Annotated in this window: 17 protein-coding genes; 8 read left to right on the top strand and 9 right to left on the bottom strand. The window is 47.6% G+C overall.

What is annotated here, in order from left to right:
• Window positions 1-139 precede the first annotated feature (139 nt).
• The gene (locus C8R30_RS09805) at window positions 140-2116 is read left to right on the top strand and encodes an aminotransferase class I/II-fold pyridoxal phosphate-dependent enzyme (RefSeq protein ID WP_107784134.1); all 1977 of its coding nucleotides are present in this window, start codon (window positions 140-142) and stop codon (window positions 2114-2116) included.
• Between the two features lie 8 nt (window positions 2117-2124).
• On the opposite strand, the gene phoR is transcribed toward C8R30_RS09805, so the two are convergent.
• Window positions 2125-3507, bottom strand: coding sequence for a phosphate regulon sensor histidine kinase PhoR (phoR, locus tag C8R30_RS09800; protein WP_107790035.1), 1383 nt, complete (start codon window positions 3505-3507; stop codon window positions 2125-2127).
• A gap of 248 nt (window positions 3508-3755) precedes the next feature.
• Window positions 3756-4481, bottom strand: a complete 726-nt coding sequence (gene phoB / locus C8R30_RS09795) for a phosphate regulon transcriptional regulator PhoB (RefSeq protein ID WP_090666491.1) — start codon at window positions 4479-4481, stop codon at window positions 3756-3758.
• 124 nt (window positions 4482-4605) lie between these two features.
• Here phoB and C8R30_RS09790 point away from each other — a divergent pair, with 124 nt between their 5' ends.
• Window positions 4606-4977, top strand: coding sequence for a gamma-butyrobetaine hydroxylase family protein (locus C8R30_RS09790; RefSeq protein ID WP_090666493.1), 372 nt, complete (start codon window positions 4606-4608; stop codon window positions 4975-4977).
• 65 nt (window positions 4978-5042) lie between these two features.
• Window positions 5043-5777, top strand: a complete 735-nt coding sequence (gene ubiE, locus C8R30_RS09785; protein ID WP_090666495.1) for a bifunctional demethylmenaquinone methyltransferase/2-methoxy-6-polyprenyl-1,4-benzoquinol methylase UbiE — start codon at window positions 5043-5045, stop codon at window positions 5775-5777.
• A gap of 12 nt (window positions 5778-5789) precedes the next feature.
• Here the strand turns inward: ubiE and C8R30_RS09780 are convergent, their stop codons facing one another.
• From C8R30_RS09780 to C8R30_RS09750, 7 genes are all read right to left on the bottom strand, one after another.
• Window positions 5790-6710, bottom strand: a complete 921-nt coding sequence (locus tag C8R30_RS09780) for an FAD:protein FMN transferase (RefSeq protein WP_107790034.1) — start codon at window positions 6708-6710, stop codon at window positions 5790-5792.
• Between the two features lie 241 nt (window positions 6711-6951).
• Entirely contained in the window at window positions 6952-9597 is a 2646-nt protein-coding gene (locus C8R30_RS09775; RefSeq protein WP_258191991.1) for a DUF3570 domain-containing protein, read from the bottom strand.
• Between the two features lie 26 nt (window positions 9598-9623).
• The gene (locus tag C8R30_RS09770; protein ID WP_107790033.1) at window positions 9624-9854 is read right to left on the bottom strand and encodes a DUF4266 domain-containing protein; all 231 of its coding nucleotides are present in this window, start codon (window positions 9852-9854) and stop codon (window positions 9624-9626) included.
• Window positions 9855-9898: 44 nt separating this feature from the next.
• Window positions 9899-10393, bottom strand: coding sequence for a TlpA family protein disulfide reductase (locus C8R30_RS09765; protein ID WP_107790032.1), 495 nt, complete (start codon window positions 10391-10393; stop codon window positions 9899-9901).
• Between the two features lie 116 nt (window positions 10394-10509).
• The gene (locus tag C8R30_RS09760) at window positions 10510-10989 is read right to left on the bottom strand and encodes a hypothetical protein (RefSeq protein WP_258191990.1); all 480 of its coding nucleotides are present in this window, start codon (window positions 10987-10989) and stop codon (window positions 10510-10512) included.
• Between the two features lie 328 nt (window positions 10990-11317).
• Window positions 11318-12103: a hypothetical protein gene (locus C8R30_RS09755; RefSeq protein WP_107790031.1), complete on the bottom strand. Its 786-nt coding sequence runs from the start codon at window positions 12101-12103 to the stop codon at window positions 11318-11320.
• Window positions 12104-12544: 441 nt separating this feature from the next.
• Window positions 12545-12814 (bottom strand): hypothetical protein, encoded by a 270-nt coding sequence (locus C8R30_RS09750; RefSeq protein ID WP_107790030.1) that lies wholly within the window; start codon window positions 12812-12814, stop codon window positions 12545-12547.
• Between the two features lie 296 nt (window positions 12815-13110).
• Here C8R30_RS09750 and C8R30_RS09745 point away from each other — a divergent pair, with 296 nt between their 5' ends.
• From C8R30_RS09745 to C8R30_RS09715, 5 genes are all read left to right on the top strand, one after another.
• Window positions 13111-15441, top strand: a complete 2331-nt coding sequence (locus C8R30_RS09745; protein WP_107790050.1) for a heavy metal translocating P-type ATPase — start codon at window positions 13111-13113, stop codon at window positions 15439-15441.
• An 843-nt stretch (window positions 15442-16284) separates the two neighbouring features.
• Window positions 16285-20706, top strand: a complete 4422-nt coding sequence (locus C8R30_RS09735) for a CusA/CzcA family heavy metal efflux RND transporter (RefSeq protein WP_107790028.1) — start codon at window positions 16285-16287, stop codon at window positions 20704-20706.
• Window positions 20693-21976 (top strand): efflux RND transporter periplasmic adaptor subunit, encoded by a 1284-nt coding sequence (locus tag C8R30_RS09730; protein ID WP_338065853.1) that lies wholly within the window; start codon window positions 20693-20695, stop codon window positions 21974-21976. The genes C8R30_RS09735 and C8R30_RS09730 overlap by 14 nt, the downstream gene beginning before the upstream one ends.
• A gap of 679 nt (window positions 21977-22655) precedes the next feature.
• Complete coding sequence (locus C8R30_RS09720) at window positions 22656-23672, top strand: multicopper oxidase domain-containing protein (protein WP_177182270.1); 1017 nt, start codon at window positions 22656-22658, stop codon at window positions 23670-23672.
• Between the two features lie 43 nt (window positions 23673-23715).
• Window positions 23716-26460, top strand: a complete 2745-nt coding sequence (locus C8R30_RS09715) for a multicopper oxidase domain-containing protein (protein WP_107790026.1) — start codon at window positions 23716-23718, stop codon at window positions 26458-26460.
• The last annotated feature ends 415 nt before the right edge of the window (window positions 26461-26875 follow it).

Raw genomic sequence — 26875 nt, 5'->3', positions numbered from 1 at the left:
AACCATGTTAATGTTTGCTAATAAAGAGCGGGCGTTGTACCAACCCACATATTTAATAAGAGATTGAACTTCCAGGGATGAGAGATGTAAGCTGTCAACCCCACAATAATTCTTTGTGAATTTTGATAATACATACGCCATGAAAAAGCCCACTAGCCGCATTTTGCTCGTTAATGATGAGAAATTGGTTTTGAAAGCATTCGTCAAGGGGCTCAACCTTGCAGCTAAATCAATGGATAATCCATTGGGCATCACGTTTATCGGGGTGACGACAGCCCATGAGGCTTTACAGGTGATAGAAGAAGATGGCGACATTCAAGCCCTGGTCGTCGACGATAAACTTTATACCCTGCAAAGTGAACGGAAAGGGGTGCGCAATTTGCAAATGACCGCCTTGGCGTTGGTACAGAAAATTTCCCGTTTCCGCCCTGAATTGAACATTTATATCCTGATTGCACAAGAACAGGAAGATGAAGTGGTCGATGCGCTTTTTTCCGAAACGGTGGATGGCTACTTCTACCGTGAGGAGCGTGATTATCGTGGCATATACCGTATCCTCAACGCACAATTGCAGGAAAAAGCAAGCACACCGTTCTATGACCAGCTCAAGCGTTATGTCCTAATGGCCAAAGATGCCTGGCATACGCCAGGTCATTCATCGGGTGATTCATTGCGCGATAGCCCTTGGGTAAGTGATTTTTACGAATTCATCGGGGAACATATTTTTCGAGCCGATCTATCCGTATCCGTTCCGATGCTCGATTCATTGATGGAGCCTACGGGTGTGATTGCTGAAGCTCAGAAGATCGCAGCCAAAGCGTTTGGCGCACGGCGTACCTTTTTTGCCACCAATGGTACGTCGACGGCCAACAAAGTCATTTTCCAAACGTTACTTGCGCCAGGTGACAAATTGTTACTGGACCGCAACTGCCATAAATCAGTCCACCACGGTGTCGTTCTCTCGGGCGCTTACCCGGTCTATCTCGATTCATCGGTCAACAAAAAATTTGGAATCTATGGTCCGGTATCCAAGCAAACCCTCTTTGATGCCATCGAGCGGCACGCCGATGCCGAGGCATTGATATTGACCAGTTGCACTTACGATGGGCTACGTTACGATCTTCCTCCGATCATTGAAGCTGCACACGCGAAGGGAATCAAAGTTATTATCGATGAAGCTTGGTATGGCTTTGCGCGCTTTCATCCCACTTTCCGCCCCACTGCGCTCGAAGCAGGTGCAGATTATGTGACACAAAGCACCCATAAGGTGCTATCCGCTTTTTCCCAATCCAGCATGATTCATGTCAATGATCCCGATTTCAACGAGCATCTGTTTCGTGAAAACTTCAACATGCATACTTCAACCAGCCCACAGTACAGCATGATTGCAAGTCTTGATGTCGCACGCAAACAAATTGTGCTGGAAGGTTACAAGCTACTCTCACGCACGTTGGAACTGGCCAAGGAATTGTATGCTCAGATTAACTCCACAGGCGTTTTTCAAGTACTGGAATTGCCCGCTCTACTCCCCGAGGAAGTGAAGCATGACCATATCCAACTCGATCCGACCAAAGTAACGGTCGATATCTCACGCTGTGGTTTCACCATTGAAGAACTGATACGGGAATTGTTCGAGCATTACAATATTCAAGTCGAGAAATCTACTTTCAATACCCTGACGCTTCTTCTGACCATTGGTACCACGCGCAGCAAGGTGTCGCGTCTTTACGATGCACTGATGCGCATCGCTCGTGAAGGGCGCGCACCACGCAGGCTTTACCAGACACTGGAAATCCCCCGCTTTACCGAGTTGCGCTATCTGCCGCGTGACGCATTTTACTGTGGCGGAGAACTCGTTCCATTACTGGATGAAGACGATAGAGTAAACAAAAATATGGAAGGAAGAATTTGTGCAGATCAGATTACACCCTACCCCCCCGGCATACCCGTGCTGGTACCTGGTCAGACTATCACTAATAGTGTCGTAAGCTATTTAGTCGGGATGCTGCGTTCACAAAAACATGTTGAAGTACATGGTGTTGTTTATGATGGCTATTTGCCTTGTTTGAGATTGTTGACGGCAGCCGAGGAAAGCGGTTTAAAGAAGTTAGCTTGAGCTAAGCATCAAAGCATGGGTGGAATGGTTTTTGGTAAGACATCGGCATGTGCAGCGGGTTTGTTGTGTATCGAATGCTTGATCAGCCGTTTTGCCGGAAACCAGATTTTGAAAATGCTTCCCTTGCCTATTTCGCTGACGATCTCCATACGGGCTTGATGGCGTCCCAAAACATGCTTGACGATTGCCAGCCCCAAGCCCGTTCCTCCGGTCTCACGCGAACGACTGCGATCGACACGATAGAATCGCTCGGTCAAACGAGGAATATGCTCCGGGCCAATGCCGATTCCGCTATCTTGCACAAAGAATAAGCCTTGTTCATGCTCTTCCGCCCAGTTCAGTGAAATATCGCCCCCTTCGGGCGTATAACGTACAGCATTGCTAACGAGATTCCCCAAGGCGCTGCGTAGTTCATCCAAACTGCCTGATAGTTGTGCATCACTCATGAGATTCAGTGTAATGCGGTGACGTCCAACACTAAGCGATTGGGCTTCCTGATACAAGCTTTGCAGCAGTGCAGGAATATTGACGACTTCTTCATGCAGGGTATTCTGTGCATTTTCGAGTCGTGACAAAGTCAGCAAATCTTCGACTAAACGTTGCATGCGCTTTGATTGGTCAGCCATTAACGTCAACGCGCGCTTTTCCATATCGCTGTCTTGCATCTCTTCATCGAGCAACGTTTCTAGAAATCCCCCGATGATTGTCAATGGGGTGCGCAATTCATGAGAAACGTTAGCAATGAAATCCCGGCGCATAATTTCCATTTTTTCAAAACGCGTAATATCCCGGCTGATCAGTAGTTTCTCCTTATCTCCATAAGGAACCAATTGAAGTGAAACGATCATTTCCTCATAGCGTGACTGCTTGATGACCAGGTGTTTGCTGTAATCCCCGGCAGATAAGTAGGACACAAATTGCATCTGTCGCACGATATGGGTTATATGCTGACCGATATCGAGCTTCAAATCCAGGCCCAAGTGTAGTTCAGCAGAAGGGTTACACCATTCGATACGGTTTGCTTCATCCAATATAACGATGCCTTCTGGCATAGCGGAAGTAGCCCGTTGCAAGCGCTCCAGCGCTTTGCTCAGACTCTGACGACTTCGATAATAGCGCCGTATGAAACGAGAAAACCGAATGAACACATCGCCCCAAGGACCAAAGCTATTGGGTAGGGTAGCGATCGTAGAAACATCCATGGAAGCATGATTGAAACGCTGAAGCCATCGATCGAGAGATGTCAGGCAATAGGTGTGGTGGATCGTTTTTACAAGCAAGATGAGACTCAAGAAGCTCAGCGCAGTAACTGCATCGACTGCAACCCATATCACAGCCGTGATGATGATCAGTAAAATAATACCAGTAAATCGTCGCCAGAGATCAACCACATTGAAATCTCAGGGAAAATCAGAAACCAACAGCATCTTGAACAGCCAATACTGAAAAAGAATTTATAAGCATACGCTGCGTATTATGCTTGAAAAAACCGCCAAAACACTACAAAAAAATGCCAACTCAACTTAGTTCAGGAAGAACCAAACAAGTTGATGCCAGTTAAGTCAATGAAATAACTGCAGTTATTGATCAATAAATTTTATCACAGGCCTTAACATGCCCCACAAAGGAGGGTTGATTTTTATTCGGCCCCCACTTCACATCGCGTAGAAAATCGGTAGCCAGCCCCCCTGACCGTCTGAACCAACTCGTCCTTACCCACATCTTCGAGCGCTCTACGCAGCCTGCGTATGTGAACATCCACAGTGCGATCCTCGACAAACACGTGATCTCCCCAGACACGGTCTAGTAACTGACTACGGGTATGTACGCGTTCGGTATGCGTCATCAGGAAATGCAGCAAACGAAATTCAGTAGGCCCTAAAACTATCTCTGTTGATTTTGCTGCGCTCTCCTGATCACTGACCGTGACACGGTGTGTCGTCGGATCAAGCTTCAATCCACCTACCTCTACCACTTCATCCGACACTTCGGGAAGACGTCTGCGCAGAACGGCCTTGATACGCGCCACCAGCTCACGAGGCGAGAAAGGCTTGGTAATATAATCATCCGCACCCATTTCCAGCCCAGCTACTTTATCGCTTTCATCGACGCGTGCGGTGAGCATGATAATGGGAATGGCTTTGGTTCTAGCGCCTTGTCGCAGTTTTTGAGCAAACTCGAGCCCACTCATATTGGGAAGCATCCAGTCCAGCAACACGAGATCGGGCAAGACGTCATTGACCATTTCTCTGGCCTGCTCGGCGCTACTCGCACATAATACGACGTATCCCGTATTACGCAAATTATAGGAAATCAACTCCTGGATAGCAGGCTCATCTTCTACGATCATTATGGTTGCGGCCATCTATGACTCCACTCAAAATTAATTTATAGCAATTTTTGAGATAATATAAAGGTATCATTGCAATTTTGTGACAAATACTCAGATTGTCATATATCGCCATTATCAATATTTTAAAGCGACGCCAATGGCAGGACTGAATAAACATACACCCATACCTACCGAGATCAAACTCCACCAAAAATCCAAGCTGCTGGAAATCACCTTTAACGATGGCAAGAGATTTCAGCTATCCTGTGAATTCCTCCGCGTTTTTTCTCCTTCGGCAGAAGTCAGAGGGCATGGGCCGGGACAAGAAATTTTGCAAACCGGCAAACAAGATGTGGCCATCACGCATATCGAACCCATAGGCCATTATGCCGTTCAATTGAATTTTTCCGATGGCCATAATACGGGGCTTTACTCATGGGATTTGCTTTATAATTATGGGATGAATCAAGAAGCCATGTGGCAGCGTTACTTGCAACGGCTAAAAGAAGCGGGCATCGATCGCGAATAATGCAGTTCAACCGATTCAACCTGATGTCACAATTTCACCAACATCATCCATTAATCTGAATTGAAATGACAAAAACCACCCATTTCGGCTTTAAAACGGTATCTGAAACGGAGAAAGCACATAAAGTTGCAGAAGTATTCGATTCGGTTGCAGCACGCTACAATTTGATGAACGACCTCATGTCGGTTGGCTTGCATCGATTCTGGAAGCGATTTGCTGTCGAAGTCAGTGGCGCAAAACCAGGTGACCGAATACTGGATATTGCGGGAGGCACAGCCGATCTGACCGCTTTATTTACCGAGCAAGTTGGCGAAACGGGGCAAGTCTGGTTAACGGACATCAATAATGCAATGCTGACAATTGGCCGAGATCGTATGTTGAATGAAGGTGTAGCCATTCCTGTCGCGCAATGTGATGCGGAGAAATTACCCTTTCCAGATAATTTTTTTGATCATGTCAGTGTCGCGTTTGGCCTCAGAAACATGACGCACAAAGAAATTGCGCTCAAGGAAATGCTGCGCGTGCTCCGCCCTGGTGGATCACTGGTCGTATTGGAGTTTTCGAAAGTATGGAAGCCGCTTCAGCCCTTTTATGATGCTTATTCGTTCAAGATGCTTCCTATCATGGGAAAATTAGTGGCCAAAGATGAAGAAAGTTATCGCTATCTTGCCGAATCGATCCGCATGCACCCTTCTCAGGAAGAGTTGAAACAGCTCATGCAGCAAGTGGGTTTTGAACGCGTGGAGTTCTTCAATTTAACCGCCGGCGTGGTCGCATTGCACCGCGGTTACAAATTTTGATTCTGAACGACTTCACCTTAAGCGGGTATCTTTACTTTCTTCGATGAGCGAGCCGCCGGCTTGCCCATCGACGTCTATCCATAAATGAGGCAGTCCGAGCTGCGCGAGCCACTTCCCCCCTTGCTGCTCTTTAAGCATCCCTATTGTTGATGCACTACCCGCTATCACACAAAAATCGCCTATCACGCTTACCGCAGCCATTCTATTGACAGGCCACCCTGTTTTAGGGTTCAGCACGTGGCCATATCGTACGCCATTCAGCGTAATGCAGCGCTCATAATCCCCGCTGCTCGCCAACGCACCCGAGTAGAGCTCCAATGTATGTAATAGTGCTTCCGGTTGACGAGGATGACGAATACCAATGCGCCATGGACTACCATCTGCGTGAGGGCCAATAATTTTGATATCCCCCCCTAAATTTACCATGCCATGCTGAATATCCCGATCCCAGCATAGGGTGGCCGCACGATCCACTGCGTATTCCTTAACGACGCCACCCAAGTCAATTTCCATTCCGACCAATGGAAACTCAAGTACCGGCGATACCCAACGAAGTTTATGCCAGCCAATTTTATCCAGCAAAGCTTGAACGAGCGATGCATCGGGAAGCTGATTTGACTTGAAATTCCAGGCGCGCCTCAGAATGCCTGAGGTAATATCAAACAACTCATCGCTCTCTCGATAGCAAGTATCCGCATAATCCAGTAACCCAGCGGTTTCGTTATCGACCGTGATGGTTCCGCCCTGCGCTGCAACGCGGTTGATTGCGGAGAGAAAACTATCCTCCCGGTAACGGGAATAAGTTGCTTCTAATCGCTGAATATCTGAGATCGCTGCTTCGGCAGCACGCTCTGCCTTTGTTTCTGAGGCAGCATAAAGCTGTATCTCACAAGGCGTACCCATAGCTTTGAAAGGGAAGCGATAAAGTTTCATTGACGATACTTGATCAACCCATTAGGTAATTGTCGAACTTAAATCTTAATCTAAGTACTTCACGGTTCGACTGAAAATTATAGGCTATTCATCGAATAATGCCAGGTAATGGAATGGATGCCCGATCAAATATTATGATGCGCTATTTCAACATCAAGCAGTGCGCGAAGATCCATCGCAGACCGCATAGACAATTTGGCAAGGAGAAGCTAGCACTATCAAGCTTGATTGAGGAATGAAGTTAAAAACTGTAATGCCAAGTCGCAGATAATGCGCCTTTGCGCTCGAGTTGGAAACCGTTGACATCATCGCGTATAGGTTGCAACCATTCGAAAGCAAAATGGTTCCCGGCAAACTTACCCGTCGGCACAGCTGCGCTCAAACCAAAACCGATATCCCAGTATTGCCCTCCCTGATTGACGGGAAAATCCATCGGCCCAACCCGTGCATTGTATGTATTGAAATCCCCATGGATTCTGCCACGATGGGTATAGACGCCGCGTACGGATGCTGACAACCAATCCGTCAAATGGATGCCTCCCCAGGTTGATGCCTGAAAAATATCCCCTAAACGGTACCCCGATTCATTCTTGCTTTCCATACGCTTGGCACCGTATAGTTGCGCGCCCCAGTGCCAGCGGTGGGTGGTGCCTGCATAGGTCAGATTGGGTAAGAAGTCCCAAGTGCCACTGCCTAATTGCATATCAAAATGGAACAATCCACCTTCATTCTTGGCCATCCGTCTGAGCTTCAGGTCGGTTTCTCCCGTGGGAGCGCTGAAGCCCAAACCCATGTGCAGGCGTTGTCCTGGCAAATCGATTAGTTTGATAAGCGACATCAAGATGGTGTCGCCTACTCCACCGGTACTATGGGGAACACCCTTATGCTCATGATCTCCTGGAACGGGAGGAGGACGCCCTTCCAGCTCACGCAAATTCATTTCCATGTCCATGAATTGCGGCATCAGCATCAGATTGAGCCAGCGGGTAGGTGCGTACATGATATCGAGCATATGCATCCGCATAGTCATGTCAGCTGGTGAAAATTTGCAAAGCTGGCTATCGCCGCAAGCCAAGTTGACGATATCGATATCGCTTGCTTTACGTGCTCCATGCAGCATATCCCCAGCTTGCCACGAATACATGAATCGATAACCCACCATGACATCGCCAGGCTTATCCAGCATGTGCCCAAACATGACACCCGCAGGAATATGATGTCCCCCGCCATGATCAAGGTGATCGTGGTGCTGATGTTTTGAAGAGCGAGGTTGTGGGTTACGCTGGCTGAAATTAATCGTATCCATATCGATACGCAATGCAGCATTGGCGACATAATAATCAAAATCAGCAAAACCGCTATTACCGCTGCCGCCGAGTTTCAACGCGCTTGCGCGTGTGTAATACTCAAACCCGGCTTCCAGCGCGATGCCGGAAGTCAGCTTTTTGTTTACCGCCACACCGCCACTTAAAGCGCCATAGCCCGCCAAGCGATGATCACTGGTAATATGCTTTGGCAGCTTCTTGGGATCATAGGTAACGACCTGGGGCTCCCCTTGCTCATCGACTACGATTCTCGTAAAGGCCTGATCAGAAACGATGTAAGGATGATAAAAGTCGGCCGAGCTTTGCGAGTAGTAACGTATGCGCGGTGTGATGGTCCAGCCGTTACCTAAGGGTTGAACCCAGTCGCTTTCGAAAGTACTGCTGTTGACCCCCCAATCATCCAATGAAAATTTATAGGCGACATGTAAGGCCGCATCGAGCGGGTTGATATATTGCACAAGCTTGCCTCCGATAGCGAGCTGATTACGTACATCCGGTCGTTGCTCAAGTACCGCACGTAAATTACCGCGGATCGAATCGCCCGGATCGGGGCTCACTGTTTGTGGGTCTACAAAAATCACGGTTACCGCCTTGTACGGATTCTCCATGAATCCGCGGCTATGCGTATAACCCAGATTAAAGTCAACCAGCGTATTTTTGCTCAATATCTGCGTTAGCCCCAGACTGGATGTCCAGTCACGCCGATCCCCCTGCAATATGCGCAAGTTGTCGCGGGATTTGATTTGGTCTGCATAAGCCAAAGTGGTTACATAGCCCAGCGTGTCGTGGTCAAGGATCGCCGATGTTCGGCTGCTGGTATAGCCTGCCCCCCATTTCAGGCTCGTCTGTTTTTGATTGAAATCGAAACGACCATTGGCATTACCATAAGCAGACTCATAATCGTTCTCGACCGAAAGGCCGCCACCCAGATTTAATGTGGCTTCATCCCATTCATAGCCTAGCCTGAAATCCCCTTGACTACGGGTCTCTGGTGAAGCAGAGGAGAGCACCAATACGGTACGAGGATCGACCAACTGTTTACCAGCTGTATCGAACCTCAACGGATTCAAGTTGCGATCAAGCGTCACCGTACCAGTGGCTAAAGGCGATGCGCCCGACACCACCTCTCCAGTCGGCAATACTCGGGTAAAGGCGCTATTCCCTGCTGTGGAAGCAAATGGAACGGAACTGAGCGGTGTCGCGCCCGACCAGGTATCCTGCGTATACCCAAAAGATAATTTCATTCTATCCGTGAGAAAGAACGTACCACTGCCATGCAAGGTATCGACCATGATAGGCTTCAGATCGCTACGGACCGAATAAAGATCGCGCTTACTTTCCTGGTAGCGGCTGTACTGAAAATTCACACTACCGCTACTCGCATCCGCAGCATGGGCTTGCGCAGCCAATAAACCCGGTAAAACCAGCGCAGCAGACGTCAGTGCCTGCAGAATCGATTTGTTGCTGGCCTGATCTTCTTGTACATGTCGGGGTTGCGTATCGAGCTGCTGGGGGTGGTCAGCAGCATGTCGTGTTGGCTTATCCAGGGAAGATTTACTCACATTACATTAGAATTCAGTTATATCCCTCAATAACAACCACAACCACCGCCTCCCCCTTCCGCATTCGTGCCAGCCCCTCCTTCTCGACTCCCATAATTATGCATACGCACGCCGCTTTGCAGCGGATGGGGATCCAGCGCCATTTGTGGTTTGGCCAAAACACCACGTTCCCATGGCGCAACGCTGCTACAGCCAGACAGAATGGTGATAACACCTAGCAAAAATAACGATGTGAAAACGCTACTACACTTCTTCATGGCAAATTGTCTATCATGAAAATACAAATTATCGCCATGAAGCGCTAGATGGTTTCATTCAGTAACGCATCGATCAATTCGCGCATGGTTTCAGTCTCGTTAGGACGGAAACCGCGATGAATATGCCGAACAAAGCCTTTTTTGTCTATGATATAAGTCGAAGGCATGGCAATCACATTAAAATCTTTAGCGCATTGTTTATCCAGATCGAATACGACGGTGAAATTGGGAGAATATTGATTGAGAAACGCTTCGGCCTCGGCGCGTTTCTCGTCCAAATTGACGCCGATCACTTGTAAGCCACGCTCTTTAAAATCCTGACTCAATTGATTCATGAAAGGAAAAGATTTGACACAAGGAGGACACCAGGATGCCCAAAAATCGATATAGATGACCTGGCCTTTCATGGCTTGCCAATCTTGCACCTGTGAGCCATCCTGATAATTTAAACTGCAATGAGGAGGAGGAGTATCCCCTTCAAAATGAGCCGCAACCGGCAGAGATAGTAGAAAAAAAACTAAAAATAGATATCGAGTCAATGTCCTATACCTCCCCTAAAACATCAACCTGATTTTTTTCAAACAGGTATTTACAAGCGCCATAAAAAATAGCGTATGGTATCACACACAAGATCTCAAATTGAGCCGAAACTCGTTCACTCATAATGACTCAAGGCGATATCAGTGCCTGTATGCACATCATTGGCAGTCCTGCAGTGATAATCGACAAAAACGCTCCTTGCTCCCGCTTTCGTCTTGCTGACGATCATGAAATAAACTCCGTTCCCTGCGCTTAACTTAATAAACTGACTGGGATTATCATCTCCAGGCACGACATCGGTTACGCTTATCGCCTTGCTTCCCTTGAATAACGTCATATTGACGAACATACCCTCGACTGCGGGATTTGAGGGAAGATCTTTAATATTTGCGATCAAATGATCAGCAGGGCCGTTGCCATCATCGTAACAAGTAACCATTGCGACTGCCGTAAAGCTTGGCACATTGCCAGTCGGGTCAATGGGGCCGGCAATCTCGTGCGCCTTACTAACTCTTGACTGACCAAATAATAGTAGCGCAGTTAACATAGTGATCACCAATAAAAGATGGCTAAATTTTGAGTAGATACTGCTCATTTTCTTTTCCTCCACGCCTATGTGCGTAAATCGTAAGTAAAGTGCGTACAAAGTATATATCTAGGATATTCAACATTTCGTTTCTTTTCGCTTCCCAATATTCATAACACCCTTTTGTACCTAACCAGTTAATTATGTTTAACACTATGGCTATAAAATAACAATGCGACAAATTGTCGCACCCTCACCTCAGTTAAGTATTTGTTATAGAGTAAACCGAATAAAAAACAGTCAGCAGGCTCTCAGTGAGAAAGCAGAAATACCTGCTGACCTTCTTAAACGGCTAAGCTATAGCTTAAAAACTGAATGATTCGATATAGCGAATCACTCAAGGTGCCGGCCAGACTTGCTGGCCATCCACGACGACCGGAAAATCCCGATCCAGTTGTGCTGTAGATGGATAAATTCTGACTGCAACACCTTCACCGCAGTTAGACGGTAACGGATTTGCTTCAAGATCGCGGTTTACTGTGAAAGGCGCTGGAAAATTCCAATCAGGTGAATCGAATTTAGGATGGCCAGCATCCGGTGCAGTCCAAAAATCGACATCTGTCCGGTCGGGATTTTTTGCATCGATCTCATTGAGGCTCGTTACCTGACATACATTGGCAATAGCAGGGGCAATAATGACTTTCTTCGCGCAGGATTCAGCGACGATATTGATCGGATTGATACGTACCGGCGTTTTAGCTACCCAATTATTTTCAGGAACTGATCCACCAGCAGACCAAACCCCGATGGGGTTGCCAGTAGCATCACGGATCAAAGCTGACATACTAAAAGTATCCCGGCTCATGATACCGGCAATAGTGAGCCCTTGAATGAAAGCGGTAGCGGGCTGATCGGAGCGAGTAAATGTCTCCGCTGGTAAAGCGGCATTCGAATCTGGCGAGGTATCGACGAGCGCCGTGGTCACATCCGGAAAAACGATCACTTGCCCAATGACGGGCTCGTTAGTGCAAATATGCCCAATCATAATATTATTGTCGACTCGGACACCTTCTTTGGTTGTGTTAATTTCAAATCGGGTATGCGCTTGCGCATTACTCCACACTACTACCAATAATGAAACCACCACTGATAGCGTTATCACCGTGTTTCGATTTCTGATCATTTTAGTCCTTTCATGAGAATTAATTGAACCAATTAAATATTTAAAAATAAGCTATCCAAGCTATTTTTCTGCCTTATTCCATGCAAATTAACGTAAAGCATGTCCACACAAAGCATGGGCATTATTAGGCAAATATTTTTTGCACACAATGCGGCAAATTGTCGCAGGTATTGCTTATGAGCATTCTTCCTGGTGATGCAAAGTATGCTATTTCACTAATAAAAATAAAGAGAATTGAATCATGCCAACTTTAAGTCGATAATAAAAACCACTGACAGGTGCGACAATATGTCGCATTTGCAAACTCGTGCCCCGCTTATATAATTTTTGTCATTACAAAATTAGATTGCATCACGCACGGAAAAAGCCCATGAATCTGTCCACTAAAAATGTATTCTGGTCCCTCTGGGAACTGCGTACGCAGTGGATTAAAGTGATGGTTTAAAGATAGAGAAAGAAAATGGGAATGGCTGAAATAGCGATTATTTTAATCATGAGATACTTCAGAATGCCAACTCCAGCTACTATGCGGTCGACCTCTCCGAGAAGGTGCTCAACGAATCGAAACTCGAATTGATCTGCGAAAACGACCAGGTGAACGCACTGGTTGGGATCATCGAGCACACCGGCCAAGTCGAATCGGAATGAATCTATGTGGCGGACATCGGCAAGGCGGTATCGGTTGCGTGACGGCCATAAAATTGCAAGCACGGCACGGTAGCATTGGCGATTGCAAGGTACCGGCCCCGCCGTTGCCGGTTTTCGATCGAAAAGGAGTACATCATGAGATTCTTTGAACGGATACTTGGCTATTTGATGGGAAACAATAGCAGTAATCGTTGCCTCAATTGTGACGGCGCCAATGCAGACGGGGTACGATTTTACTAGCAGTGTGTCAATTCCCTATCAGCAGGAAAGTGTTCCGGCTGCGGCGCGGAGGCTGGCAGCTAGTTTTGCAGCCAATGCAGCCAACCTCGGACACAGTGCAAACCACGAGGATGAGCAATATGACCGAAAAATGCAGCATCGAACTGGCCCTGCTCCTGCCAGACGTCCCCAATGAGCGCGACACCTGTGTAGGCCGCTTGATCGAACTCTTACAAGCTGAAGGGTTGGAAAAAATACATCTCGTGCACCAAAACAACAGCCCCCACCTGTGCCTGCATCACGACCCGCAGCACTTCAGCGTTGCCCGCGTGCGCGAACTGGCACAAGCAGCTGGCGCTAAGATCGCCGACCGCTTTCGCCACGAGAGCCTGCGCATCGACGGTATGGGCTGCCCCATCTGCGCTACAGTGATTGAGCACACCCTACAACGTATGGAAGGCATACTGGAGGCCTCGGTGAGCTACGCTGCGGAACGGTTGCATCTGGAGTACGACAGCGAGAAAATTGAACGTTCCGCTATCGTCCGACGCATCGCGGCCCTAGGCTATGTGGTGCTGGAGGAAGGCCGCGCGACTGGTTGGTTCGCCGAGCACCGCGAGATCATCTTCAGCGGCACAGCCGGTCTGCTGTTGCTCCTCGGCTGGCTTACGGAGCTGGCCGGTTTGCCCGGTAATCTGTCGCTCGGCCTCTTGCTCGGCTCCTACGCGGCAGGCGGCTTCTATACCCTGCGCGACGCCTGGCAGGGACTGAAGACCCGTAGCTTTGACATCGACATCCTAATGATTGTAGCGGCAGCAGGCGCCGCAGCACTCGGTGCCTGGGCGGAAGGCGCACTGCTACTGTTCCTGTTCAGTCTGGGGCACGCGCTCGAACACATGGCCATGGACCGCGCCCGTGCGGCCATCGAAGCATTGGCGGAACTCGCACCCAAGACTGCCCTGGTGCAGCGCGACGGCGGTGAAGTTGAGATACGGGTGGAAGAGCTACTGCGCGGCGATCGAGTAATTATCAAGCCTGGCAGTCGCATTCCTACCGACGGTCGCGTGCTGTCGGGCAGTTCGGTGGTGGACCAGTCTCCACTCACCGGCGAATCCATACCGGTGGACAAGCAGCAAAACGATCCCGTTTTCGCTGGAACAGTCAATGGCGAGGGCGCTCTGGTGGTCGAAGTAACCCGGCTCGCTCGCGAGAGCACGCTCGGGCGCATGGTGGAGATGGTGGCTGAAGCGCAGATGCAGAAGTCGCCCACGCAGCACTTCACCGACCGCTTTGAGCGCCTCTTCGTACCCGTGATACTGGCGGGCACTGCGCTGCTCGTCGCGCTGCCACTGCTGATCGGTTATTCCTTCGACGAATCCTTCTATCGGGCTATGGCGGTACTAGTGGCAGCTTCACCCTGCGCGCTCGCCATCGCCACGCCCTCGGCGGTGCTCGCCGGTATCGCCCGCGCCGCGCGCGACGGCGTGTTGATCAAGGGCGGCGCCCATCTAGAAAATCTTGGTAGCCTCGACGCCATCGCCTTCGACAAGACTGGCACCCTGACCGTGGGCAAGCCCAAGGTAACGGAGGTCGTCGCCGTAGAGGGCAGCGAAGAGAATCTGCTGAAAATTGCTGCCACCGTGGAGGCCCGCAGCGCCCATCCCCTGGCACAGGCGGTAGTGACGGAGGCGAAGCGGCGTGGCCTTGTCTGGAACGAGGCAAGGGAGGTGGAAACCATCACTGGCCAAGGCCTGCGCACGCGGCTCGACGGGAAAAACATTGCCGTCGGCAACGCAAAGCTGTTTGCAGGCGAATCGCTGCCGGAAACGCTGCTTCAGCACGATACACAGCTGACATCAGCCGGCAGAACCACCATGTTCATCCAGGCGGATGGCCACTTCCTCGGCGTGCTCGCATTTGCCGACACCCCGCGTGACGGCGTACGAGCGGTGCTCGATCACCTGCACAAGATCGGCATCCGCCAGACCATCATGCTCACCGGGGACAACGAACACGTGGGCCGCGCCATCGGTGATGCGGTCGGCATCGACGAAGTGCAAGCCAGCCTTACGCCGGAAGATAAGGTGCGCGCCATTGAGGTGCTTGCGGCCCACCACGGCCGGGTAGCCATGGTCGGCGATGGCGTCAATGACGCCCCCGCCATGGCCCGTGCCACCGTCGGTATCGCCATGGGCGGCGCCGGCACTGACGTCGCGTTGGAAACGGCGGACGTGGCGTTGATGGCGGACGACCTCTCGAAACTGCCCTTTGCAGTGGCCCTGAGCCGCGCATCGAAGCGCATCATCCGCCAGAACTTGTGGTTGTCTCTGGGCGTGGTCGTCCTGCTCATCCCCATTACCCTCGCCGGCTTGGCTGGAATCGGCATGGCTGTGGCGATCCACGAAGGCTCGACCCTGATAGTGGTGGTCAATGCGCTGAGGCTGTTAGCCTATCGACGGGAAGACATGTAAGATGATTCGACCATGACAAACCGAGGCGCCCTGCAGGCTGCGAATGCTTTGACTATTGGGGCAGCCGCATTTAGTCATGGAGAAAATGTCCTGATCGACTGAAAAATTGTAGGAGTAAATATCCTGGCATAGACAGGGTATTTACTCCAACTCAGAGATAAATATTCACTGAATTGGCCAAAAGGCGAGAAAAATAGTTTATTTCATCACTAGAGTTATGCTAGAATTTTTTTATGGGAGTACGTTTTTCTAATTTCATGGCTCTTTGGCTTTTTATTAGCCTATTTGCAAACTCACTTACGTGGGCTTTGCAAGGTGAAGTTTTTATGCATGCGTTTGAAAATCACCAGCACTCCCCATTCATAGTCAAAATTATGCAGGAAGATCACCTACATAACGAATTTGTTGATAAAAATAATTCAAGCCATTTCTCAGCAGACACATGCCTTAAGGCGGCATACCAACCATTTTTCTTTACAAAGTTATCATTATTAACACCTCTCTCTTTAGAAGAAAATTTAACAAAATTTATTCTACAATCTATCCCTGAGTTGTTCCTGGATACGCTATTTCGTCCCCCTCGATAAATCATCCACGGCTAGCACATAAGTTAATGTGTTTATATAGCTCCGGCATTTAAATTAATAAAAATGTTGGGATTAGACTCTGATTACCTATTTATAGCTGCGGGTATGAAGGTCATTGATTCTTAAGCAAGTAAGCTATCCTGTTCGGCCATTATTAGTTTGGTTTGACGTTGCCTTGTGACCACTAATGTTGTGTGCATGGACTGATCATTAGGATCGAATAATGCTTTGCTATAGCTGGGAATGGAATTAATAAATGATCAATAGCATAATTTCTTTTTCGATTAAAAATAAACTCATTGTCGGGCTGCTGACGCTCGCCCTGGTAGGTGCAGGAATTTATTCTATGCTCACCATGAACCTGGGATCACTCCCGGATATCACCAATAATCAAGTGCAGGTGATTACCGTTTCACAAAATCTAGCGACTGAAGACATTGAGCAATTTGTCACATTTCCAGTGGAACTGGCGATGGCAAACCTACCCGGCGTTATAGAAATACGTTCCATTTCCCGCTTTGGCCTGTCGGTAGTGACCATCATTTTTGAAGATGGCATGGGCACCTATTTACCACGCCAATTAGTCCAGGAAAAACTGGAAGTGGTCAGACAACAAATCCCTGAACAATTCGGTAGCCCGCATATGGGACCCATCACGACTGGGTTGGGTGAAATTTACCAATATACGCTTCAGCCCAAACCCGGCTATGAAAAGACGTATTCGCCTACTGAGCTACGTACCATCCAAGATTGGATTGTAAAACGGCAAATGGCACTGGTTGAAGGGGTTGTTGGCATCAACTCTTTTGGTGGAAAAATCAAGCAATATGAAATTGCCATTAACCCCGAAAAACTTAATGCCAACAATATTTCCATTACTGAAGTTTTTGAGGCACTCCAGAGAAATAACAACAATACTGGCGGTGCCTATATTGAGAAAAACAATATGGCCAACTATATCCGTGGAGATGGCCTGATACGTTCGCTCGATGATATTAAAAATATTTTCATCAAAAATGAAAAGGGTATCCCGATTCTGGTCGGAGATATAGCGGAAAAGGTCCATTTCGGTCATCAAGTACGCTATGGCGCATTTACTCAGGATGGCCGTGAGGCGGTAGGCGGCATGATTTTGATGTTAAGAGGAGCGAACTCTAATGCCGTGATTCAGAATGTGCAAAAGCGCATCGCTGAGATTCAGAAATCATTACCAGAAGGTCTGGAAATCAAGCCTTTTCTGGATAGAAGCGCGTTAATCGAGCGAACGACCAGTACAGTCGCCCAGAATCTGACTGAAGGTGCGCTTATTGTCATTTTTGTGCTGGTGATTCTCCTCGGTAGCGTAAGAGGCGGTGTCATTACGGCCAGCACCATTCCTTTATCTTTACTGTTTGCGTTCATCATGATGCGGCTATTTGACGTATCCGCCAACCTGATCAGCTTGGGCGCGATCGATTTCGGGATTATTGTCGACGGGGTAGTGATCATTGTGGAACGTACCGTTTTTGAAATTCAGAGACAGCTTCGAAAGGGTAATTTCATGATTGATCAACACGTCATGGATAAACTTGCTTACCGCGCCGGAAGCTCCATGATGAAAACCGCTTTTTTTGGCCAAATGATCATCTTGATCGTGTTTATTCCCGTTCTGGCGCTTACTGGAATCGAAGGCAAAATGTTCCATCCCATGGCTTATACCTTCGGGTTTGCCATGCTGGGCGCCATTATCCTTTGCCTGACTTACGTTCCAATGATGTCAGCCTTGTTCTTAAGGCCAGCAAAAAGTCACGGGTTTGGCAGGGTCGAAGGATGGCTCGAGAAATGCGGTGAAAAGATCGTAAATGGTTTCCAACGCGCATACCTTCCACTGCTGATAGGTGCATTACGACACAAAGTCATTGTCATGCTGATAACCATTTCGTTGTTAGGTGCGGCGGCTTTGATTTTTTCCAGAATGGGGGGAGTGTTTATCCCCCAGTTGGATGAAGGCGATATCGCTATGCAAGCACTGATCAGACCTGGTAGCGGCCTCAATGAAGCCATAGACGTATCTAATCGGATAGAAAAGATTTTGTTGAGCAGTTTCCCCGAAATCAAAACCGTTTTATCCCGGATTGGGGTGGCCGATATTCCAACAGATCCTATGCCGATGGATATCGCGGATATGTTTATCATTCTGGAAAAGAACACCAGTAAATGGGTTTCGGCTACATCCAAAGAAGCGCTTATAGAAAAAATTGAAGCAAAACTGGACAGCGAATTGACAGGCGTCAATCTGGTATTTAGTCAACCGGTTGAGCTGCGCTTCAACGAACTGCTAACCGGTGTCCGTGAAGATGTGGCTGTGAAGCTATACGGCGAAAATCTCGATGTACTGGCGCAAAAAGCAGAACAGATGGCCAAGATCATACAGACTGTTCCAGGGGTGGGCGATGTGAATCCAGAAAGAACCGTCGGCCTGCCCCAAATGACTGTCCGTTACAACCGCGAAAAGCTTGCTCAGTACGGGTTGAATATCGATAAGCTGAATGAATATGTCAGTGCAGCCTTCGCAGGCGCGGTAGCCGGGGTCATTTTCGAAGGCGAAAAGCGTTTTGAAATGGTTATCCGCTTTGACAAAGCTTACCAAAAAAGCATAGAAGATTTACGTCATCTCTATATTGAATTACCTGATGGCAATCAAATTCCAATCAAGGAATTAGCCGATATCGATTATGTGCAGGGCCCCATGCAAATATCTCGTGATAATGCATCCCGCAGAACTTATGTCGGCGTGAATACCCGAGGACGTGACGTGGAATCCGTCGTCCAAGATATTCGACAAAAACTGGATGCCGAACTCGATCTGCCACCAGGCTATTATTTGACCTATGGCGGAGAATACGAAAATTTGCAGAGCGCTAAAGCCAGGTTGGCTATTTTGGTGCCCATTGTTTTATTTCTGATTTTCGTTTTGTTGTTTTTCGCTCTGAAATCGGTTAACCAAACGATCATCGTTTTCATTGGCGTTCCCCTGGTCGCCATCGGAGGCATATTCGCGCTTTGGTTAAGAGATTTGCCTTTCAGCATTTCTGCAGGCGTCGGCTTTATCGTTATTTTCGGCATAGCCGTATTAGATGATTTGGTGCTCATCGACCGATTCAACACTTTAAAAGCAGAAGGCGTATCCGATATTCAAGAACGCATTCTGACCGCAACCAAAGAAAGAATCAGACCTATCTTACTTGCAGACACTACGGATATTTTTGGTTTCTTGCCGATGGCATTATCCGTGTCGGCTGGCGCTGAAGTACAGCACCCCCTGTCTACTGTTGTCATAGGCGGCTTATTTACTTCCGTGCTGTTTACGCTGATAGTGCTGCCGGTACTTTATGCCATTGTAGAAAAGCGCAACAAGAGCAAGGCTCACCCCAATAAGAACGCTCAACGAGCGGCAACAAACACACTCCCTGTATTACTGGCAGCTTGTGGGCTGTTAAGTATGCTATTCGTTGCACCCCCTCATGCGAAAGCGCAGTCAGTCGACGATTTACCTACCATTACTTTAGAACAAGCCAGGAAACAGGCTGTGGCATATTATCCCAGAATACAAGCAGCCAAATTGGAAATTGAAAACCAGGAAGCTTTGAAGAAAACTGCATGGGATCTGGGTAGCACCTCGATTTTTACGGCTGGCGAAAAAATAGGGGTAGGCTCTGAAGCGACCTACATGCGAATAGGTATCAAACAAAGTCGAATCGATCTATTCGGAATTGCGCCCAAATTGGAATTACAAAAGGAGCGAGTGACCTTAGCTGCGAACGCCCTCAACTTATCCATCCTAGAAGTGGAACGGGAAGTAAGCCGAGCCTGGGCGATGGCCTATACCGCTAAAAACAATTATCTGGCCTATCTTAGGTTAAGTTCGATTTTCTCAGATATCGAGCGGGCAGCCCGATTAAAACTTGAAGTCGAGGCCACCTCCAAGTTGGAATACCTGGCTACTTCCAATCAGGGAAATCAAGTGCAGATACAGAAAGAGCAGGCTTACCGCGATTATCTGAGTGCATTGCAGCGACTCAATCAATGGTTTGCGGGTGATACTTTGTATGCGGTACCTGACGTTGCTGTTGATCAACTAGCGTATCCATTGGACTTCATTACGGACTCATTGGATAACCATCCTCTTCTGACCGTTTCCAAGCAGCAGGTTAATGTGGCAGAAGCCGCTATCAAAGAAAAGCGTTCGCAGTTTCTACCCAAACTTGATTTGCAGTATGGCACTCAGGAGATAGCGGGTTACTCAGGCTTACATCAATTTCAGGCCGGAATTCAAATCCCTTTGTTCTTCGGCCCGGAACTGGGAAGGATACAATCGGCAGAAATCGAACGTACAATCGCCACCCAAAATCTCCACCAAACTCGATTAGAGGTCAATGCGGCCTACCAAACTATCCGTGAGCAATACATCAAATGGTTGAATTCATGGCGCTATTACCGTGATACGGCACTTCCTATGGCCAAGGAACAGCAGACTGGCGCCATCTTTGCCTATCAGGAAGGCGCTATAGATTATGTCTCTTTTTTGCAAAACATGAGAGAAGCGATACGCATTGAAATCGACTCTTGGAATGCGTTTGGCAATTATCTGGATAGCCGCTACCAATTGGAGTACTTCTTAAAAAATGCTGACGAATAACAAAATGCAAACGCCAAAGCTTAAATCTATGCAATACCGATTTTTCTTATTGCTGATCGCAGCAATTTCATTCGTCGGCTGTCATCAAGAGCTGGCAGACAAACAAAGCATAGAAAAACATAACCATAAAATGCACGCTCATACTGCGAATCATGCCAATAAAGAAAGAAAGCATGACCATGCAACGCATGGTGCAGAGGAGCATACGTTACATCTTACGATGCACAAGTTTAATAACCTTGGTATCAAAGTCGATACGATACCCAAACGAACGCTTTCTGGCATGGTAGAAGCCAATGGCCGACTGGCACTATTCCCGCAGCATCGGGCCACCGTCACCGCTATTTTGGGGGCGAATGTCACCGAAATTAAAGTAATAGAGGGTGAAAAAGTAAAAAAAGGGCAGATCCTGGCTTATCTTTCACACCCCAATCTAACTAATCTCCAAACTGCTTATGTCAGAGCTTATAACCAGATGCAATTCCTGGAGAAAGAATATGGCCGTCAAAAAAGACTTTATGACGAAGGAGTAAGCTCGGGAAAAGTTTACCAACAAACACGCGCTGATTATCACACCATAATAGGTGAAACAAAAGGTTTAGAGGCGCAATTGAAACAACTGAGTATTGATGCAAAAAGAATCAGGGAGGGCAATATTTTTCAGTATGTACCCCTGATCAGCCCTATTGATGGCTATATTGAAAAAGTATCGATACAAACGGGACAGTTTGTCGACCCTCAAACCGAGATACTCAGTATCACCAATAATGATCATATACACGCCGACTTACTGGTGTTTGAGAAGGATATCTACAAAGTTAAAGAAGGCCAGAAAGTCTTTTTCACGGTAACTTCCGTTCCAGGAAAAACGTTATCGGCAACCATTTTTTCTGTCGGTAAAAATTTTGAGCAGAATCCAAGAGCAGTCCATATCCATGCCAAAATCGACCAGAAGGAATACTTTCTTATCCCAGGTATGTATATCAATGGAAAAATCCAAACGCGAAATGAGTCAGTGAACGCGCTACCAGAAGATGCCATCATTGTTGAGGAAGGTAAATCCTATATTTTTATGGCAGAAACTCACCAAGAGGCTGGCGAACTGGTATGGGTATTCAGCCCCATAGAAATCAGAAAAGGCATCTCTCATGAAGGCTGGGTCGAAGTGGATCCTTTAGAACCGCTACCCATTGAAACAAAAGTTGCTTGGAATAAAGCCTATTACCTAATTGCAGAAATGAAAAAAAGTGAGACGGCGCATGAGCACTGAGCTTAGCCAGCAATAGCCAGCAATAGGCGCCGCAAAGTTACCGTTCAACCCTAGCGTACAGCCTTTACTTGTTTAACTCGGGTAATAAGTGTTAATAGTCAATCGCGGTATTTCATCTTTTCTGACGACTAAACGATCCCCGGCAAAAGACAGTGGTCGTTTAGTTTGTCGGAATTTATAAAAGCAGGCTAAACCTAGCGAAGCGCTTGCTATAACGGGCGTTTAAGTAAATCCTCATGCTAAATATTTTATTCGCTTCTTGAATAATCGCTTAAATTTGTCGAAAAATATTACATAGGAATTATTCTTGATAAAACTCTCAAGTGCGACAATTTGTCGCACTCTCCATTCAATCATCCTCAAGATTCCTGCATAAAAAGCAAATTCAGCCCTTAAAAATTGTCGATTTTCTTTACATACAGCTTTCACTCGTCATCCATACAAAATAAATAATCGGAAACAGCCTGTTATCCCTTTGCTGCAAAGAGATATTCACTATATGGCACGATATTTGCTTAACCAATTATCAGTTAATTGACTTAAGCAACAAATAGAGTAACTGATAGGTATCTCATGAAATGTGTATGCCATCTGCAAGCCGGTAACTGCTATTTTTTTAGCCCGATTAATTAGTTGTACTGCACTTTAAATAACAACCATCACAAGGAGGATGACAAAAATGAGGAGAAAACTCAGTTCTGAGTTTCCTGCGGGCAGTGTCCACTCGCCCGGTAACGATCCAACGGCTTATCGGCGTACTACATTAAGCGTCTGGTCGATAGTACCGATTGCTGTTTTTTTGCTATTTTTTGGAAGCGCGGCAGTTGCCGGCAATCTTCATCGTATCGTGATGCATGCGGATGAGCTTGAAGGAGGACTTTATGCTTATCGTATGGAATACCACGAAGTCACAGACAAAAATGGCAATACAACTAATTTGACGTCACGCTATAGCACCGCGGCAACGATCCCTGGCCCGACTATAGTCCTTGAAGAAGGTGACGAAGCCGAGATTGAACTCATGCATGTTTTCGATCCTGACAATCCAAAACAAGAGCATGTCAGCCTGCACGTACATGGCGTGCACTATGATATCGATAGCGATGGTACGTTGAAATATATCAATCTTTACAAAGACGAAAGTGCCACCCCCGTCATGTCGTATACCTATCGCTGGGTAGCGGCGTCGGGCACAGCAGGCACTTGGCCCTACCATGATCACAATATGAATAGCCACAATGGTGCCGAAGACAAGGGCCTATTCGGCGCATTGATAGTCAATCCTGCATCCGGTGAAGAGCGAGTAAAAATTAGTGGAACGGAACAAAATATCTCTCTCAGCAATATAGAAAAAGACTATGTCCTTTATATTGGTGACGACGCCTTCTGGGGAATGGAAATCGATAACGCAACCGGTCAGCAAACACCATTATGGGTCAACCCCACATTGACGGCGCAAAGAAACAGCTATGTAAGGTTTCATTTGATTGCCTTGGGTACTAATTTTCATCAATTCGAGCTTAAAAGCTACAAATGGGCCGACCCAGGATCACGTAAAAATATCAACCATAAAGTACTCGGCCCCCTCGAAAAGCATGTATTTGCAGTTCAGGCTACCCACTCTGCTAGCTACCAAGATAGCGCGTTCTCTAGTGCTCTGCTTGGCATGAAAGGCGACTTCATTGTTGCTGACTAATGAAGAGAGGAAAAGCATGCATTCACCTATTCATGGAAGAAAAATGAAAACGATTACGAACCTAGCTCTGTTTTTTACAGCTTGGCTGCTGACCTCGATCGCGCTGGCAGCAACCCATAACATCATCCTGTCAGCCGAACGGCTACCCAATGGCCAATTTGGCTATAAGATGGTCAGTCACACCAGCGATGGTGCTGTTGCCAATTATCCTGTCGAAATCACCATCCCCGGACCAACCTTGTTTGTGAAACGGGGTGATGTCGTTAATGTTCAACTCATTAATGAAACACATAAGAATGGCCCAGGTATCAAAGTAGGATTCAATGTTCCCGGCCTTTCTATTGGCAATACCGATGCCGCAGCGCCCGGTGAAACAAAAAACTACCGGCTGAATACGCATAAAACGGGCACCTTCCCTTACCATGACAAAGACAACCAACTGCTTGGGTTGTTTGGTGCAGTCGTAGTCGATGACCTAAACGGTAAAGTACAAAGCTACGTCGATGGTGATGGAACGGTTATTTCCGCTAACCGCGCTCAACTCGACAAAGAATTTGTCATGTTCATGGTGGGCTCCACTTTCTGGGGAACCGAGATCAGTGCGGACGGGACACAGAAACCCCTATGGACCAATCCGACTTTAAGTGCGATAGAAAATCAACTGGTGCGTTTCCATGTGCTAGCAATAGGCCCGTCCCATACCTTCCACTTGCATGCACACCGCTGGCTGGATGAAACAGAGGATAAGAACCCTTCTGCCCCGCCTCATATTATTGATGTGAAGATATTGAATAGCCCAGCCGATAGCCATGCCTTTACGATTAAAGCCGGCACAGGTGTTGGTGCAGGGGTATGGCAATATCACTGCCATGTAATGTCGCATATGGAATCAGGCATGAATGGCAAGCTCCAAGTAGTAAGTGCCGAATCGGGATTACCAGGTGACAGCATTGCAGGCGCATCGCCAAGTGGTGCGATTTTCGGTAACCCTAGCGATAAGCCTGGCCTAGTTACCTTTATTATGTCCGACGAGCCTGGCAGCTGGTTCAGAAGCACTCGTGGCGACTTGTTGAAACCCGTGACCAAAACGCAATCGTTGGAAATCGTACCGCCAGGCAGTAGCGTTCACTTCATCATGTCAGATACAGAAGGTGTCCATACGGTCACCACGCTCTTATGGCCGAGCGAAGCCGAAGACAACTCAATGGGTGGCGATCATTTTATGATTCCATTTGATCAGACCAAAGCCTATCGTGGCGGTGGCATTGTCGAGCTTCATATTCCGGGGCTCTATGTATTTACCTGCAAGATTCATCCCTATATGTTTGGCGCGGTGATCGTTGACAACCCTGGAACGGACGGATTGGATCTAGGCAATACGATCAATTTAGTAAGCGGCATCAAGAATCTGCCCACCAGCAGTGACTTGGCAACCCGTCTCTTGAGGACGTTCTTCGTTGCTACGACGCCCGAAAACTGGCAGGATTTCACCTCTAGCGACCCTTGGAAAGTAGCCTATCCTAATGTCGATGTGGTAGTGGATATTGGCAAAGTTCCGCTGATCGCTGTGCTTGACTCAAGATATGGCAACGATATGATATTGCCGCCCTTATCCAATCCTGCCATACCCGGTGTAGGCGAAGTATGGATCAATACGCAATTCGAGAAAACGGCCAATAAAACCAAACCTGGAACCATTACCGTTCTGGACGCGAACACTTGGACACTCAAGCGTAAAATCGCATTGCCTCAGATCAACATGAACAATCCACACAATCTGTGGCCTAATCGCGATCATTCGGTCATCTATCAAACCCAATGGTTCGATACCAAACTGACTTTAATCGATCAGAAAACAGGGGCTTTGATCAAAAACCTGCGTGTTGGTGATACACCCTCGCATGTGATGACGCTACCGCATAACGATGATGCAACCGTTGCGATCAATGGAGAAAATGGTGTTGTCATCATTCCTGCCGGGACGACTGAAGTCAACTATATGATGCCAACTCAGCATCACGGGCAGGCGCCTGCCAATCCACACGGTCACTGGGTTTCAGCAGATGGGAAACGCATTATCACCCCCAACATCAATACCAGCGACGCCGGTATTTATGATGCTGAAACAGGGCAAATTGTGGCAAGAACACAAACTGGCGAAGGTGCACCTGGGCCGCACCCGATTGCGATCGGTATGATGCCTGACTCCAGCAAAATTTATGCTACAAACTTGCTTCACCACAGTTTAAGCGTGTTGGATGGTAATGACGGCACGTTATTGAAGACCATTAATCTAATCGAAAATTACAACCCGATTTCGGGAGAGATTACCGGCCCGGTTGGCGTGTTGCCCATCCAAACACCGGTCTCGCCCGATGGTAAAGCCGTCGTGATCGCAGCTACAGGCGGACAAATCGTAATCGTCGATACTGCAACCGATACTATCGTAAAAATGCTGCCATGTGATCCAGGTTGTCATGGTGCAAACTTTGGCGCTAAAAAAGATGGGGGTTACTATGCTTATGTAACCAGCAAATTCTCCAATAGAGTCATTGTTGTCGATGTTGATCCTAATGGTGATGGCGATTTGTCGGATGCCGATATTGTCGGCTCGATCTCTATGGTCGCGGATGCGGGTGTCGCAAATGATGACACAGTAAGTAGCCTTGCTGGCTATGGTGGTCAGGGAATTGTTGCACTTCCCAATGTTTATAACGGCTGGGTGCAAAATCTCTCAGGAGAATGGGGTGCAGGACTGACGGATAGTCAACGCAACCCGATCCGTTAAGTCATGCCAGATATAAAACAATAAAGTACGATTAGCCATAACATTACGCTAACCAGTGAAATTCTGGTTAGCGTTTTTTTTATCAGCTACCGTGGGAATTGGGACTGTGATTAGGCAAGATCTGCGGAGAAATACTGCAAAATTCCTTGCGATCACTCAAATCTGCGCCAGTGACGGCGTGCTTTATTTTGCCTTGAAAATATTAACGGCCTCTACGCCGATTCAGTTCAACCTAGATCCCTCGGCTGGACGGGTCGGCGTGTGCGGTTTTAGGAGTGCAGGACACGGCGCAACGACACAGAATAGTCACTCTATCCCAAGGAGTTGCAACGCAGTCATGCGCTCATAAAATCGCGCAATCTGCATCGTAGCGTTGACAGCCCAAAAGGTGGAGGTAAAAATTATTGCAAAGCTG

It is taken from the genome of Nitrosomonas nitrosa, from assembly GCF_003051105.1.
Lineage (GTDB): Bacteria > Pseudomonadota > Gammaproteobacteria > Burkholderiales > Nitrosomonadaceae > Nitrosomonas > Nitrosomonas nitrosa.
Note: the sequence above shows the minus strand (reverse complement) of the source record. Positions and strands in the feature narration are given on the sequence as shown.